The 15,134-nt window shown below is 43.0% G+C and carries 11 protein-coding genes and 1 pseudogene; all 12 read right to left on the reverse strand.

What is annotated here, in order from left to right; all coding sequences use genetic code 11:
* Nucleotides 1–405: 405 nt before the first annotated feature.
* The 12 genes and pseudogenes from EWH91_RS01935 to EWH91_RS01990 all read right to left on the reverse strand — a co-directional run bounded on the left by EWH91_RS01935 (nucleotide 406) and on the right by EWH91_RS01990 (nucleotide 15,056).
* A complete protein-coding gene (locus tag EWH91_RS01935) occupies nucleotides 406–1,524 on the reverse strand; it encodes a glycosyltransferase family 4 protein (protein ID WP_129928337.1) in 1,119 nt (372 codons plus the stop codon).
* A gap of 77 nt (nucleotides 1,525–1,601) precedes the next feature.
* Nucleotides 1,602–2,675 (reverse strand): glycosyltransferase family 4 protein, encoded by a 1,074-nt coding sequence (locus tag EWH91_RS01940; protein WP_129928338.1) that lies wholly within the window; start codon nucleotides 2,673–2,675, stop codon nucleotides 1,602–1,604.
* A 41-nt stretch (nucleotides 2,676–2,716) separates the two neighbouring features.
* Complete coding sequence (locus EWH91_RS01945; protein ID WP_129928339.1) at nucleotides 2,717–3,631, reverse strand: glycosyltransferase family 2 protein; 915 nt, start codon at nucleotides 3,629–3,631, stop codon at nucleotides 2,717–2,719.
* Entirely contained in the window at nucleotides 3,628–4,569 is a 942-nt protein-coding gene (locus EWH91_RS01950; protein WP_129928340.1) for a glycosyltransferase family 2 protein, read from the reverse strand. The genes EWH91_RS01945 and EWH91_RS01950 overlap by 4 nt, the downstream gene beginning before the upstream one ends.
* Before the next feature lie 32 nt (nucleotides 4,570–4,601).
* Nucleotides 4,602–4,715: pseudogene (locus EWH91_RS14945) on the reverse strand (sugar transferase); the annotation flags it as partial.
* 463 nt (nucleotides 4,716–5,178) lie between these two features.
* Nucleotides 5,179–6,501, reverse strand: a complete 1,323-nt coding sequence (locus tag EWH91_RS01960; RefSeq protein ID WP_129928341.1) for a UDP-glucose dehydrogenase family protein — start codon at nucleotides 6,499–6,501, stop codon at nucleotides 5,179–5,181.
* A gap of 16 nt (nucleotides 6,502–6,517) precedes the next feature.
* On the reverse strand, nucleotides 6,518–7,285 hold the full coding sequence (locus tag EWH91_RS01965) for a tyrosine-protein phosphatase (RefSeq protein ID WP_129928342.1): 768 nt from the start codon (nucleotides 7,283–7,285) through the stop codon (nucleotides 6,518–6,520).
* 50 nt (nucleotides 7,286–7,335) lie between these two features.
* Nucleotides 7,336–8,031, reverse strand: coding sequence for a CpsD/CapB family tyrosine-protein kinase (locus EWH91_RS01970; protein WP_129928343.1), 696 nt, complete (start codon nucleotides 8,029–8,031; stop codon nucleotides 7,336–7,338).
* Nucleotides 8,018–8,779, reverse strand: a complete 762-nt coding sequence (locus EWH91_RS01975) for a YveK family protein (RefSeq protein ID WP_129928344.1) — start codon at nucleotides 8,777–8,779, stop codon at nucleotides 8,018–8,020. Before EWH91_RS01975 ends, EWH91_RS01970 begins: the two co-directional genes overlap by 14 nt.
* Before the next feature lie 230 nt (nucleotides 8,780–9,009).
* Nucleotides 9,010–9,705 carry a sugar transferase gene (locus tag EWH91_RS01980; protein ID WP_129928345.1) on the reverse strand — a complete coding sequence of 232 codons (696 nt, stop codon included), beginning with the start codon at nucleotides 9,703–9,705 and terminating at the stop codon, nucleotides 9,010–9,012.
* 330 nt (nucleotides 9,706–10,035) lie between these two features.
* Nucleotides 10,036–14,676: a S8 family serine peptidase gene (locus EWH91_RS01985; RefSeq protein ID WP_240697231.1), complete on the reverse strand. Its 4,641-nt coding sequence runs from the start codon at nucleotides 14,674–14,676 to the stop codon at nucleotides 10,036–10,038.
* 35 nt (nucleotides 14,677–14,711) lie between these two features.
* A complete protein-coding gene (locus EWH91_RS01990) occupies nucleotides 14,712–15,056 on the reverse strand; it encodes a hypothetical protein (protein ID WP_129928347.1) in 345 nt (114 codons plus the stop codon).
* Nucleotides 15,057–15,134 lie beyond the last annotated feature (78 nt).

Consider the following 15,134-nt stretch of genomic DNA (forward strand, 5'->3'; position numbering starts at 1 on the left):
GAACTGTTTTACCATTAGAATGCGGCCATATATTATGTACCGTCCAAATAATTTTTATTCTTCTTAATTTAAAATATGTTATTAACGATAAGAAAAAAAACGACTTAATTATGCTTAATATTACATGATTAGTTCTATAATACAGACTTGGCCAATGGATATGAAATATATCACCTTTTTTCATCTTGAATATTTCATTTTTATGGAAATCTTTAACAATTATCCCTTGACGTTCAATACTTTCGCTTAACAGCTGATTATACTTATTACTTTTGTTGGTTTTAGGAAACATATATACAATACGTGAGTTCAAAATTATCACCTATTATTACGTTAATTTTTCATCCAAACTTTACTTTTCGAATATATTATATATTGAGTTTTCTAATATTATTATTATATTTGCTATTCTTTACTAGGTAACTGTGATAGAATTTTGTCAACAGTTTTACCCCAATCATATTCTAAAGCTCTCTTTAATCCTCTTTTTCTGTAAAGCTCACGTAATTCGGTGTTAACAATTATCTTTGATATTTTACTTTCAATCTCTTTTATATCTATTGGATTCACAGTTAAAGCACAATTCCCAGCTATCTCACGAAGGGAACTTGTATTGGAAGTTATTACAGGCGTTCCACAAGCCATTGCTTCTATTATTGGTAAACCAAACCCTTCATATAATGAAGGATAGACAAACGCCAATGCCCCTCCATATAAGCTTGGTAATTCCTGATAGCTCACATAATCTAAAAAATATATACTGTTACTTAACCCAAGTGAATCAACCAACTTAACTAGGTTATTAAAATTCCAATGTTTTGTATCACCCACTAAAACGAGTTTAATTTCTGGAAACTTTAGATGTATATGACAAAAGGCTTGTATTAATCTTTCTAAATTTTTATGAGGATACATATTCCCAACATATAGAATATATTTTGATAAGCCATATTTAGTTTTGATATTGTTTACTTCGTCGTCATTTCTCTGAAAAAAATGTTTGTTATCATAACCATTTGGTGCAACTATAATTTTATCATTATCAATGTTATATACACGTATAATATCTTTTTTCGTATTATTAGACGGAACAATAACTTTATAACTTTTCTTTAGAAGCCGTGGAACGTAATATTTATAATAGTAATAACTTTTTGGGTATTCCCTTTTAAACAATAGTGGTAAAATGTCGTGTATTACAGTTACCTGATGGTTTAGAAATAATGAACCTTCCGGAACAGGATTAAATATTAAATCTTTATCTCTTCCAATTTTGGGGAGAAAACAATTTAGATAAATTATTCGAGCCAATTGCGCTAACCATCCGTTACTACTGAGAATATAATTTGGTGTGTAAATTACATCGTTCTTATAGAAAGAGTGATCTACATTAATCAATTTATTTACTAAAATTTCTTGATTAATATTTTCCCTCTTGTTTATTTCTTTTATAACATTGATAGTATAAACACCTAATCCTGTAGGCCGCTTATCACAAATTGTTGCATTTGTTAGCATCTCCATTTTTAAAATCTCCTTTTAAACCGAAATACACCTATCATTAATAATGTTGAAGATTTTATTTGTAATAATCAAAATTATCAAATATCATGTTGTAGAACTTTAGCCCATAGTTGGGATGTAATATTTATGCTATAATTTGACATTACCCTTTGGTAGGCATTATGTTGCATAAATTCTAGCTTTTTAGGGTCAGATACTATACTTATTATTGCTTTTTTTAGAGATATTGAATCAACACTTTTCAACAGTAATCCATCAACTTGGTTTCGTATTATAGTACTCGGCCCAACTCCACTTGATGATATTGGAACAACTTTACATGCCATTGCTTCTATTAAAACAATGCCAAACAGTTCTTCCCAATTTTTCTGAGGTATTGAAGGAAGTAATAATACATCACACTGTTTATATATTTGGGCAAGCTTATTTTGCTCTGATATTTTCCCAAAATACTTACAATTTTTTCTTCTGTCACATATTAATCTTATTTTATTTGACAAATTGCCTTCACCAACAAACCACCATTCATTATATTTTGAATTTCTATCGTTTTCAATTATGTCAATAATGATATTAATCCCCTTAGATTCAGTGATTCTACCAACAAAAAGGAAACGCAAAGATGAATTAATCTTATTAGCAGTGTTTCCATTAAAAATAGATGGATTAATGCAATGTGGAATAACCGTTATATTTGATGTATATTGACTGAGTCCTTTTTTTACTTTATCGGTGACAGCGACTACTTTAATATCTTTCAAAAATACTTGCCACATATGCACTTGGCTTTTAAAAAATATTCTTTTGGGGTATTTTGTTAAATTCCAATATGGCCAAGAAGAATAATATATCAACTTGTGCTTCTTTTTTAAAATAAGCATATATATGATGAAAATATCATATGGAGCAATTCCCACTATTATTGTTTTGTTTTTTGTAAACAAAAAATTCACAAGATAAAATAGATTCATTACTGCTTTTTTTATGTATCCTAATTTAAAGGTTAGAAGGCCCTTCCCTAATTTTCTAATAATGTTAAACTCAACTTGTACTACATCATTATATTTTCTATTTTTCTTATTCATATAAAAAAGTGATTCAAAATGTCTAGGAGCACCAGTTTGGTGTAATATATATATTTTTTTTCTCATTAAAATTTGTTCTCCCTGTCTATACGCTTAAATACTTTCATTTATTTTAATAAAGCATCTCTTATTCCATTTAAAATTAAATATATTCTTTCTTTTTTATTCTTTTGGTTTTTAATTACAATCTGAATCATCTTTTTAATTGACTTATAAATCATATACAAAAAAGCTAACACAGGTAACCCAGCATTATTTCTTTTGCATAGCCAAAATGCATTTCGAATATCATAGTATGCATAATAAGGTGATAAATTATTTTCTCCACCTGAAGAAACTGATACTTTATGATATATAATCGAATTAGGTACAAAAATTATTTTCCACCCCGCTTTATGGGCCTTCACATTAAAATCTGTCTCTTCGTAGTAAAGAAAGTAATCCTCGCTAATATATCCAATCGATCTTATTATTTCTGAACGAAACAACATACTGCATCCAGTTATATAATCAACTTCCCTTATGTGATTATATGATTCGTTATTAAACTTTTTTATGCCAATATGCTTAACTTTTCCGGTTTTAAGATTAACTAATCCCCCTGCAAACCAAATTTTATTTGTATTATAATAAAATATTTTTGAACCGACAATGCCAACATTTCTATTCTTGGTTATACATGAAACTAAAGTGCTTAAAGAACTGGAATCAACAATTGTATCATTATTTAGTAGCCATATATATTGAAATCCTAATTTGCATGCTCTCTTGATAGCAATATTATTTCCACCAGCAAATCCCATATTCTCCTTGTTTTGGATAAGTTGAATTTCAAATTTATATTGAAAATTGTGTGTAATGTGTTCATAAATCAGGGCATATGAATTATCAGTAGAACCATTATCAACAATAAATACTTGAAAATGATTATACGTTAAATTGTTTAAACTCTTCAAACATTCAATGGTATCCCTATATCCATTCCAATTTACTAGTATTATTGCAATGTCTGGATTATTCATTTGCTTCCCCAATTTTCCCAATAATTTGTATTCATACTTATTTTCTTTTTTATTCTTAAAGGAATATATTTCTCCATGGTCCCCAATTTATAACCAACATACTTCAATGCATTTCTAAACAAGAATTCTGGTATTAGATGAAAGTAATGAAATGATATTATTTCTCTTAGCTGATAAATTATGAATTTTCTTCCTTCACTTTCAGCATGAGCAAATTTCTTGGTTATCCAATTCTCCCTCCCGTAAAAAACACCAGTATCAAAATATCTTTTAAATTCCTGAATACAGGTATAATTGTGAGAGTGATAAACACACGCATCAGCTTCGTATGCAATTGAATACCCTTTTGTTAGCATCTTTGCAGCCACAAATGTTTCCTCACTCAGTATGGTATTCCTTGGGAATCCTCCTACATCGATTAATGCCGATCTTCTATATGCAGCAAATGAATCTGATACAAAAACAGTTTTTATCCCTAAGTTATCTTTATCTTTTAAAGACTTTACTCTACTTTGTGAAGGGTAATTGAAATCTCTAGCTAATTTGCTAAATAACTTAGCATCCCTTTTTGGTAGTTGCCTCCCATATGCCATTCCGATAGAAGGATCTTTTTCCATATTCTTAATAATTTTTTTAAAACATTCGGGACTGCTTGGAACTGCATCCTGAGTCAAAAAAACTACGTATTCACCTTTAGAAATATTAAAAGCTTGGTTCCTTGTGCCACCATGATTAAAATTACTCGATTCAATTTTAATTACATTTACTGATGAATCATTTCTAACGAAATCTGTTGTATTAGCAGATGGAGATGAATCTACAACTATAATTTCAGTGTCATAATGGCTTTCCGACTCGTATAATTTAATAGAGTTGAGAATTTGTTTGAAATCGTTCCCCGGATTATATACAGGAATTACAAAAGATATTCCACTCATCTAACCACTCATTTTCAACGATTTATTATTATTTATTTCCATGGACCAACTAAACTCATTTCGCATTTTAAGACAATGACAAGTTTAGGGAATTCATCGATACTGGTTTTTCTAATGAAATAACCAATCTGGGTAACTGCGCCTAGTCTTTCATTTTGAACATGGTCCCCATCATTTCATTTTTATCGATTAATTAATTGATTGAGTAACTACTCGGCATTTTTGATCATTGATCGAAATTTGTAGATATGAAATGCCTGTCCATTTTACCTATACGGACTTGTGAAAAGAACACACGACTCCTTGGATCCTCCTTTTTTATCAGAAGAGTAACGATAATAAGATGGGGGGCAGTATTAGTAAACCGAGTAACACACCTGTAATGTCCATGACTCTTTTCGTGAAAAAACAGATTTTCTTATCTTCAATTTTATTACTTAACTCTTTTGTTGTATTTTCGATACTTATATATAGTATAGGGTGTATCATTTTTGATCGATAATTCGGATGAGGCCATTTTACATTTTTCCGAAAGATCAATGCTCCATTAAGTAAATTCGTGTACAGAAATTGTACAGACCATTCTGATATGGTCTAATAGGTTAATTTTCAGCTAATTAACTCAGATGTCTGATTGGGACGTCCAATGGAGTAGTATTCCAGATGGGCTTGTTTTACCGCATCTAGTGGGTAGCAATTCCGTCCGTCAAACACAACCGGCTCTCTCAGTAGTTGTTTGTACTTTTCCAAATCAATTTCTTTCACATCCGGCCAGTCCGTCAAAATCAAGGCAAAGTCAGAACCTCGCAAAGCAGCCTCGAGATTTATCGTATAATCAATATTCTCTTTAATCTGTTTCCTTGCATTCTCCACTGCAATCGGGTCATAAGCAATGACGTTTGCGTCTGCTTTGACAAGTTCTGGAATCATGACTAATGCAGGTGATTCTCTCAGGTCATCTGTGAACGGTTTGAAGGCCAGTCCAAGAACAGCAACACGTTTTCCCCTCAGGTTGCCGCCGAATCGGTCAAGAATTTTGTCGAGCAGAATGACTTGCTGCTTGTTGTTGACTTCGATGACCGACTTTAGAAGGTTAAACTCATGATGATGGTTGCCGGCAAGTTGGACCAGGGCGTTCGTGTCCTTTGGGAAACAGGAACCGCCGTAGCCAATTCCAGCCTTGAGAAAGTCGGGACCAATGCGATGATCGTAGCCCATGCCCCTCGCGACATTCTCGACATTAGCACCGAGTGTGTCGCAGATATTGGCAATCTCATTGATGAAACTGATTTTGGTTGCCAGGAACGCATTTGACGCGTACTTAATCATTTCCGCACTGGAGATATCGGTCTTCAGAATAGGCATATCAAAAGGTTTGTTGACCTCTGCCAGAACATCAGCCGTTTCAGGATCTTCGGCCCCGATAACGATTCGGTCGCCATGGAAGGTGTCCTTGACAGCAGAACCTTCACGGAGAAATTCGGGGTTGGAGGCGATTTTTACTTGAACGCCGTTATGTGTATGGGCGTTGATGACCTTTTTAATATGAAAGTTTGTACCGACGGGAACCGTACTCTTGATCACAACAATTGTGTCCTCTGTGATGTTTTCTGCGATATCTTTTGCCGCCTGTTCGACGTAATCAAGATTGGCGGACCCGTCGGTACGTTTCGGCGTGCCGACTGCGATATAGACGACGTCCGCCCCGTCCAAACCTTCTTTATGTATTGAAGTAAACGATAAGCGTTGTGCAGCCATATTCTTCTTCATCAGTTCTTCAAGACCAGGTTCATAGATCGTTGGCGTGCCCTGACTGAGTGTTTTTACTTTCTCTGGATCTACATCGATGCAAGTCACCGTATGTCCAATTTCAGAAAGGGCCACTCCGGTAACAAGCCCGACATATCCTGTGCCAATTACAGCGATTTTCATCTTATCTTCCCCCTGACTAAAAGATCCCGAAAAATTTCTTTTCTTTTATTTCAACCGGTTCCTCTCGATTGACGAGCTCCCCATTAATGAGCAGTTCCGCGTTTTCTCTGAAAGTATGGGGTAGCTCTCTACCAAACTGTTTCTTTAACTCAATAAAAGCCTCCTGCATATGAAAGGGGCGAGCCGTGACGTTATGCGCGTCTGATGCAACGAATTGAGACAAATTGTTTTCAATAAACTGCAGGGTTCGCTTTTTGACTTTCTTCCCCTCTTTGCCAATCAAACTGGACGCTGTAACCTGAGACAGTGCCCCATCTGTGATAAAGTTGTAGAGGATCTCCGGATGTTCAAAAATTTCCTGATTGCGTTCCGGATGGACGATTACGGGCGTGATCCCTTTGACCTGCAGATCAAAGAAAAGCTGCTGGGCATATCTTGGAACATGGTGGGTTGGAAATTCGACGAGGATGTATTTCTTGTTATCATTGACCGTCACCAGTTCCGCTTCCGAATCCGGGTCAGCCATTTCGCCGAATATGCGCGGTTCCTGACCGGGAAGGACGGTTAAGCCTATCTGGTTCTGTTCAAAGAGTTGGTTCAATGTTTTGACCATATTTATAATGGAGGGCTTTGGGTTATCCCAGTGCCGGTTACGGTGATGCGGTGTGGCGACAATCTGAGTGATGCCTTCGGCCACCGCCTGTCTGGCCATGGCCAGCGAAACCTGTTCATCAGCAGCTCCGTCGTCAATGCCCGGAAGGATATGGCAATGTATATCAATCATTTACTCCTCTCCTCTCCATGTCGTATTTTTAAAAAGCAGGTAAAACCACATTAATCATTGCCATAATAATAATAGTAATGACTGTCGGATTTGGATATTGGTTTACCATTTAAGACGACGCCAAGAACTTTCGCTTTCGCTTTGGAAAGCAGGTCTTTGGCCTTCAGTGCGGCTTCCTTTTCTGTCTCTCCGCTCCGTACCACCAGTACGGTTCCATCACAGAGATTAGCCAGAATCTGGGCATCCGTTACAGCCAGTACCGGAGGCGTATCAATAATGACCGTATCAAAAAGCGTGAGTGCATGCTTGATAAAGCTGTCCATGACTACAGAACTGAGGAGTTCTGCAGGATTCGGCGGAATCGGACCGCTCGTCAGAACATAGAGATTTTCGACCTCTGTTTTCTGGATGGTCTCATCAAAAGTCGTCCGTTTGGTCAGCAGGGTGGTCAGGCCCTGTGTATTGATCAGGCGGAACGTATAATGCATGGTCGGTTTTCGCATGTCTGCGTCAATCAGCAGGACGCGTTTGCCCTGTTGTGCCATCACTGTTGCCACATTGGCTGCTGTGGTTGACTTCCCCTCACCCGGGCCGGCTGAAGTAAACATGATCGTCTTCAGATCACTGTCGACATGGGAAAAGTCAATATTCGTCCGTATTGTCCGGTACTGTTCAGCAGTCGTAGACTTGGGCTTATAAAACGTGATCAGATGTCGCTGTTTTGATACAAATTTACTTCGCCTCAACTCGGCTTCCCCCTCTCACATGATTGTGCGATGCGGCATGGGCGCCGGATCGGGATGTCTTCTCATGATGTGATTTAATTTCTGAGACAGCACCAAGTACCGGAAGGCCCAGCACCTGCTCAATATCTTCTTCTGTCTTAATCGTGTTATCCAGATATTCAAGCAGAAAAGCCAGCCCTACAGAAACCATCAGACCGACAACAAAAGCGATCGCCAGATTGATCATCGGCTTCGGTTTCACCGGATCTGCACTTCCCCCGACTGTTGCCGGTGCAAGAATGCTGACGTTATCCACATTCATCACTTTCTGCACCTGGGATTTAAAGGCGGTTGCGACATTATTCACAATTTTGACGGACTGTGACGGGCTGTCCGTTTCCGCTGTTAAGGTGAATGCCTGTGAATTTTGTTCCGTATTCACCGTCAGCATGCCTTTCAGTTCCTCGGCTGACATGTCCAGGTTCATTTTTTTAATGACCTGGTTCAGGACGGCAGGATTATTGATGATCACACTATAGGTATTGACCAGCTGTACGTTGGTCTGTACGGCATTACCCTGATATAAATTATTGTTGTTTGAATTCGCTTGATTGACAAGGATCTGCGTTGATGCGTCATATTTCGGTGTCATGATAAAGTAGGTGACTACTGCACTGGCTGTTACTGCCAGAAGTGTAATAATAAGTATAAGAGAGATTCTTTTTCTGAGTGTCTGAAAGATCTCTTTAAGGCTGATCGTCTCTTCCATAATATCCCCCAACACAAGAGTAATAGTTTCTGTCTGAAAGAATTTAAAGCTAATCGTATTATAGCATAGATTCTGTCGGGCAATGATTATCTTCAAAACATTTAGCAGCAGGAATTTGGGATCAGCTTCTGTTACTAAAGTACCGGTAATTATAACACAGGTAGGCTTCATCTGAATAAACAGTTTGTGGAAAATTCATATGTACTCATACCGGTAAATACGGTAACCTCTTAATACGCATCTTTTGATCCCTTCAGCAAGGTAAAGGTTTTTAATATAATTTTAAGATCCAGGGACACACATCTGTGTTCAATATAGTCGATATCCAGTTCGACCATTTTTTTAAATCCGACATTACTTCTGCCACTGACCTGCCACAGACCCGTGCAGCCCGGCACAACCAGCAGCCGCTGTTTGTCATAATTTGTATAGTTCTTCACTTCTTTAGGGAGCGGAGGCCGTGGACCGACCAGACTCATATCTCCTTTTAACACATTAACCAGTTGGGGGAGTTCATCCAGACTGGTTTTCCGGATAAAGTGACCGATTCTTGTCACTCTGGGGTCGTGCTTCATTTTAAACATGGCCCCTGTCGTATCGTTTTTATCGAGGAGTTTGTTCAGTAACTGTTCGGCGTTACTGACCATAGAACGAAACTTGTAAATATAAAACAGCCGGCCGTTTTTACCAACCCGCACCTGTTTAAATATAATTTTCCCTTTTGGGTCGTCCAGCTTGATCAGCAGGCCAATAATGAGATAAACAGGGAAAAGTAAAACAAGTCCAATTAAAGAACCGGCAATATCTGTAAGTCTCTTAACCCGAAAATAAAGGGGTTTCTCTTTTATTTTCACCCGGCCGGAAGTATGTATCTCTTCTTGTTTAAATAGTTGATCTTCTCCAATGGATGGTTTAATGATTGCCATAATATTCACCTCATCAAGCTATAACTGTAAACTGGCGGTCAGCAGGAATGTAATGTAGCGGACCATTCGATGGGCTATTTTTTAATTGTTCGTGACCGTCTCTCATATTCAGTTGTGTCCAATGAAAGCGAGCAAATCATACCAACTTTATCAAAAACGCACGAAATATATGTTTCTTTTTACATATTTGTCAGGATAACAGTATTATAGCACAGTTTATGGCGAGCAAAAGCGAGATTCTGATTATTAAAAAAATACCGGAGCGCATTTTTTTCTGCTCTCCGGTCATTTGATCAGTGCTTAGTCTCTCGCCAGCCATTTTCTCACGGATTAGCGCGTGATTTTTATCGTGCGGGTGATTGAGTCGTTTTTGCCGCGATTGTCTGTCACGGTCAGTCTGACGTTGTATTTGCCTTTCTTCGTGAATTGATGGGTAGCCGTTTCCCCTTCGGCCGTGCCGCCGTCGCCGAATGTCCAGGCGTACGTGACCAGGCGCCCGTCCGGATCCAAAGACGCCGAGGCGTCAAAGGTGACGACTTTGTTTTTCTTCGCTTTGGCAGGCGCATCGAACTGTGCGACCGGCTTTTCGTTCGGGATATTGATGAAAAGTTTACCGGCAGCGGTCTGACGCGTCTCGTTACCGTAGGCATCCCTTGCTTTAACCTCAATCTGCGCGCCATCGGCGGTGAGGTTTGAGGTGGCTGTCCAGTAGCCCACGTAATGCCCTGCTGAAGTTTCAGTTAGCGGCAGTTCATTCGCTTCATGAGTGGTTCGGGCTCTCGTGTTGGTCAGCGGTGCCTGAATCACAAAGGTGCTTTCCAGACCCGGCTCACTGTCGAAGGCCACTTTCACCGTCTGGCCGGCATCCAGATAACGGTCTTCGTCCGGTTTCAAGTTTGTGATTTCCGGTGCGGTGAATTTCGCGTCGACGCGGATCGACCGGCTTTCTTCGTTTCCGGCTTTATCCTTAGCGACCACCTCGATGGTGTTGACTCCGCTGTCGAGCAGGATCCGTTTCGAATAGCCGTCGTCTTCTGTGACATCGGCGGTCTGTCCGTTGACCTTCACCGAGTCAAGATTGGCCTCATCCACCGTCCCGCTGACCGTGACGGCTTCACGGTTGGTCTTGGATCCATCTGCCGGGCTGTCAATCGTCAGACCCGGTTTCGTCTGATCCAGGAAGACGGTCACCGGTGCTGACGGATCGGTGGTGCCGTTGTCGGTGGAAGCCGTCGCTGTAATCTCGTTCTCGCCTGTCTGAAGGGCGACGTCTGAAGCAAACGTCCCGTCTTCGGCAGATGTGGTCTCCGCCACTTTTTCTCCATGATTAAGCAGATTGACCGTTGTTGCCGGCGCTGTTTTCCCTTCAACGGATACCCTTTCCTGATTCGTGTAGATGTTCGTCGCTGGCGCGGTGATCACCGGTACACTGACTTCATAGCTGACGGTCGAGCGGATCATATAGTTGCCCTCTTCGGCAGGTGACGGCGCCCAGCTACCTGATACCAGCTGCCAGCTGCGGCCCGCGTTCGTCCCGTCTTCATCGGTCGCGAGCCCCGGCGCCTGTGTATTGACATCCGTCTGAATGTAGACCATATAGAAATCGCCGTGGACCAGTATCCCTTTATCGGAGAGATTGACCCGCGTCCATGATCCATCCCGGAGTGCCGTCGCATCGACCGGACCGGCAAGCAGGTTGCCCGGCGCACCGTCCGGACCGGTAGCATCATACACGGCGACCTTGAAGTCCGTGCCGCCCGGTACCGGCCATTCATCCGTCCAGAACCGGAACAGCCCGCCTGTTACCATGGCCGTGTCCTGCCCCTCAGCGAGTGACATTTTCACCGCCCAGCCGTTTCCGGCGTCATAGAAGGCATGGGCATTTTCTGCTGTGCCATCATCATAGCCGATTTCGCCCGGATAGCCGATGAAGGGTTCCAGAGCGACATTTTTCTCCGTCGATTCATTACCCGCCACGGTGACCTGAACGTCGCCGGCGTAATAATTCGGGGCACCGACATGCAGCGTATAGGTTCCCTCATAGACCGTTAATTCGAAATGCCCGTTGCTGTCCGTCTGCACCGGCGCGATGTTCGCGTCTTCCATAACCTGGACGGTCGCGCCGGAAACGGGGGCGCCTGTGGCGTCATTCGTGATCGTACCGGTAATGGTGCCCTGCGGGATCGGCTGAAGCATGAAACTGGATTCCGTCGTCCCGTCACGGGTAATCTCTACCGTTTGTGCCTGCGATGCAAAGCCATATCTCTCGGCTTTCACGGTGTACGTCCCCGCCGCGTGCCGCATCGCATAACTGCCGTCCGCCGGATTAGTGGACACCGCACGTCCCGTTTCCAGAACCGTGACTGTCGCGTCAAGCGGCAGCGCGTTTGTCTCTGCCGCCGGAGCGGATTTTAACGAACGGGACTCAATCGACGGCAGCCGGACATTTTTCACTTTCTGCGGTTGGATCGTCTTCGGATCTACCGGCTTTTTACTGCTCAGTGATGGTGCATCGGCCTGCTTCCCGGCTCCGGCCAGGCCGAGCGTCGCCTTCGTCGCGCCGGTTGCCGCTGTATCGGTCAGCGAGACATCATCAATATACCAGCCGGGTCGAACGACACTCGAATCGGTGCTGAGATTAAAACCGATAAAAATGTTCTGGCCGGCGTATGCCGACAGGTCAACCGAAATATCTGACCAGCCGGACCCTGCCCCGGTGAAATCGGCGACCGATGTCCAGTTTTCCTGATCTGTTGAGACGAAAACCTGCCCGTGATCGTAATTGTTCTCGATCTCATACCAGTTTTTAAATTGCAGATAGCTCTGCCCCTCCGCTACGTGTACAGGAGGCATCAATAGTGTTGCGTTGGCATCATTGTCGTAATTCCCTTCCAGATTCGTGGCGTAGACCTTTTCACCTGATGCGGCCTGTTCCGGCCCGGAGGCGGGCACGCCCCATTCCCAGCTGTTCTGATCCCCATAGGACTGCCAGCCGGACGGGACGGATTCAAAGTCCTGTGAATAGCCCGTTGTGATTGGCGGGAGGACGGTGACCTCATAGGGATCGGAGTCGACTTCATTTCCACCAAAATCTGTGAGGTGCCACTTATAGGTCAGCGGGCCTTGTGCAAGATCGTCGCCCGGGATCGTTGCCTGATAAACGCCCTGGCGATAGTCCCCTTCTGTCTGCTCGCCTTCCACCGTCTGCCACGCTCCGTCAGCTATTTTATACTGAAGCTGGACGGACTGGATGCTGATATTGTCCTGAACGCTGATCTGAAGCGGAAGCGCGACCCCTTCATACGTCTCGGAAACCGGTGTATGCTGATAGGCCGGCGCTTCCGTGTCCTCGCCTTCCTTCATGACTTGGCCGGTGAGCGTCCCGAGGCCGGTTGTGATCGATGTAACCGCTGAGAAGGCGTCGATGATCCCGGAGCCATAACCGTTATTCGGCGATTCCGGAAAGGTACTGTCTGTCGCCGGTGTCGCCGTATCGACGATGATCTGTTCCAGTTCATCAACCGTCAGCGATGCATCCGCCGACAGCAGGAGCGCTGCCGTCCCGGCTACATGCGGCGCGGCCATCGATGTTCCGCTGTACGTACCGTCATAAGCGCTGCCCGGTACAGATGAGTACACGTTGACGCCCGGCGCGGATACATCGGGCTTCGTTTCATCATACGGTGACGGCCCCTGCAGAGAGAACCCGGCCAGCTGGTCGCTACTGTCCGTGGCTCCGGCCGCGAACGCTTCCGGATAATTCGCCGGGGCCGCTACTGAACCCGGGCCACCCGGATTAAACAGGTCCGTGTTTCCCGCAGAAAATTCCGGGAAGATGTCGGCCGCACGCCAGTTCTGCACCATCGGCCGGTACCATTCATCAAGGCCAGGTCCGCCGCCCCATGAATTATTAACAATATCCGGGGCCATTTCCGGATGCGGATTGCCGGCAGCGTCTTTCGGCGCAAGAATCCATTCACCCGCCTCCAGCAGATCAACATCGGTCCCGCCATCCGGAGTAAACGCTTTTACAGAAATCCATCTGGCGCCTGGCGCGACGCCTATTTTATGCGTCCCATCGTTTTCCGCGCCAACCATCGTCCCCATGGTGTGGGTTCCATGGCCGATATCATCATAGGGCGTCGATTCGCCGGCCACCGCATCAAACCAGTTGTATTCATTGTCCGGCTGATCCGGGCTGGCCGGATCATAGCCACGATATTTGCCCTGCAGCGCCGGGTGATCCCATTGCACGCCGGTATCAATGCTGGCAATCACAACACCTGTTCCGTCAATGCCCATTCCCCAGGCTGACGGAGCACCAATCCGCGCAACACCCCAGGCGACCTCATCATCCGTTGCCGTTTTTGCCTTTGCTTGTGACTTTGTTTTCGCTTTTGCTTCACCCGTTTCGCTGCCAGAGGTGATCGCTGTATTCGCTGTCAGTTGCCGGGTGCGGTTCGGCAGAATTTTATCAACTTCAGCAAATGTCGCCAGCTTCTTCATCACGTCTTTCGTGCCGGTCACGGCGATGCCGTTTACGATATAGAAAGATTGATAGTTTTTGACCAGGCCTTTTTTCTTTGCATCATCCAGATATTTGATGACGTTGGCCTGAGTTTCAGAAGCGGTCGTCCGCAACGTGCTGAGCACCGCGGATTTCTGTGCAAACTTCTTTTTCGCGGGCGTCATTTTTTGCTTACTCGCCAATTTTTTTGCATTGGCAGCTGCCTTTTTGGTATCCGCCTGTGTTTTAAATTTCACCAGGAACGTTGCGTTCTTCTTTGACTGAAACACGTCATCCAGATCAGCACTGATTTTGTTTTTGGCTAAGGATGGCGCCTGTTCTTTCACAGATGTTTTTATCGGTATGGTCTTATCAAACACCGGGGCGGCCTGAACATATCCAGGCGTGAGCAATAAGAAACAAATCAGCACGCAAAGCGCTTGACCCCATTGACTTTTATGCACGTTCATATTCCCCCTGACTCATGAATGAGCAATTCTCATAACCCGTGCGCGTTCAAACATTCCATTCCATGCAGCTGGCTTGTTGAAAACTGTCTGTCAAACTGAGTCTCATGCTCCCCATATTCCGACTGTACAGCTCCTCCTTCCCCATTTTGTTCAAAATATTCTGTATCTTTTTTATAAATACAGGGAATATTATAGCGCTTTGATAAGAAATATGTTGTCGAATAAAAGGGAATTATCCGTATTTTATAAAAACAGTTCAAAAGTTGCATAAAGGTAGCCGTGCGAAGAAATACAGGGCTAAGTGACCAGCCCAGAGCTGCATTTTTAGGGTGTATCAAAAGCATGAAGCGAAAAAAGATCCCCGTCTGATTCATGACAGGAATTCTTCAATGTGGGAGCAATATAGATAAAAGCATCTGCGTCACATACGGAATCCTGTAACACAGATGCTT

It is taken from the genome of Sporolactobacillus sp. THM19-2 (assembly GCF_004153195.1).
Taxonomy (GTDB): Bacteria; Bacillota; Bacilli; order Bacillales; family Sporolactobacillaceae; genus Sporolactobacillus.

What these genes read in the sequence shown, in the direction of transcription:
- EWH91_RS01945 (WP_129928339.1), bottom strand. Translation starts at nt 3,631, where the DNA reads ATGAATAATCCAGACATTGCAATAATACTAGTAAATTGGAATGGATAT.
- EWH91_RS01940 (WP_129928338.1), bottom strand. Translation starts at nt 2,675, where the DNA reads ATGAGAAAAAAAATATATATATTACACCAAACTGGTGCTCCTAGACAT.
- EWH91_RS01965 (WP_129928342.1), bottom strand. Translation starts at nt 7,285, where the DNA reads ATGATTGATATACATTGCCATATCCTTCCGGGCATTGACGACGGAGCT.
- EWH91_RS01935 (WP_129928337.1), bottom strand. Translation starts at nt 1,524, where the DNA reads ATGGAGATGCTAACAAATGCAACAATTTGTGATAAGCGGCCTACAGGA.
- EWH91_RS01950 (WP_129928340.1), bottom strand. Translation starts at nt 4,569, where the DNA reads ATGAGTGGAATATCTTTTGTAATTCCTGTATATAATCCGGGGAACGAT.
- EWH91_RS01960 (WP_129928341.1), bottom strand. Translation starts at nt 6,501, where the DNA reads ATGAAAATCGCTGTAATTGGCACAGGATATGTCGGGCTTGTTACCGGA.
- EWH91_RS01980 (WP_129928345.1), bottom strand. Translation starts at nt 9,705, where the DNA reads ATGGCAATCATTAAACCATCCATTGGAGAAGATCAACTATTTAAACAA.
- EWH91_RS01975 (WP_129928344.1), bottom strand. Translation starts at nt 8,779, where the DNA reads ATGGAAGAGACGATCAGCCTTAAAGAGATCTTTCAGACACTCAGAAAA.
- EWH91_RS01990 (WP_129928347.1), bottom strand. Translation starts at nt 15,056, where the DNA reads ATGAATCAGACGGGGATCTTTTTTCGCTTCATGCTTTTGATACACCCT.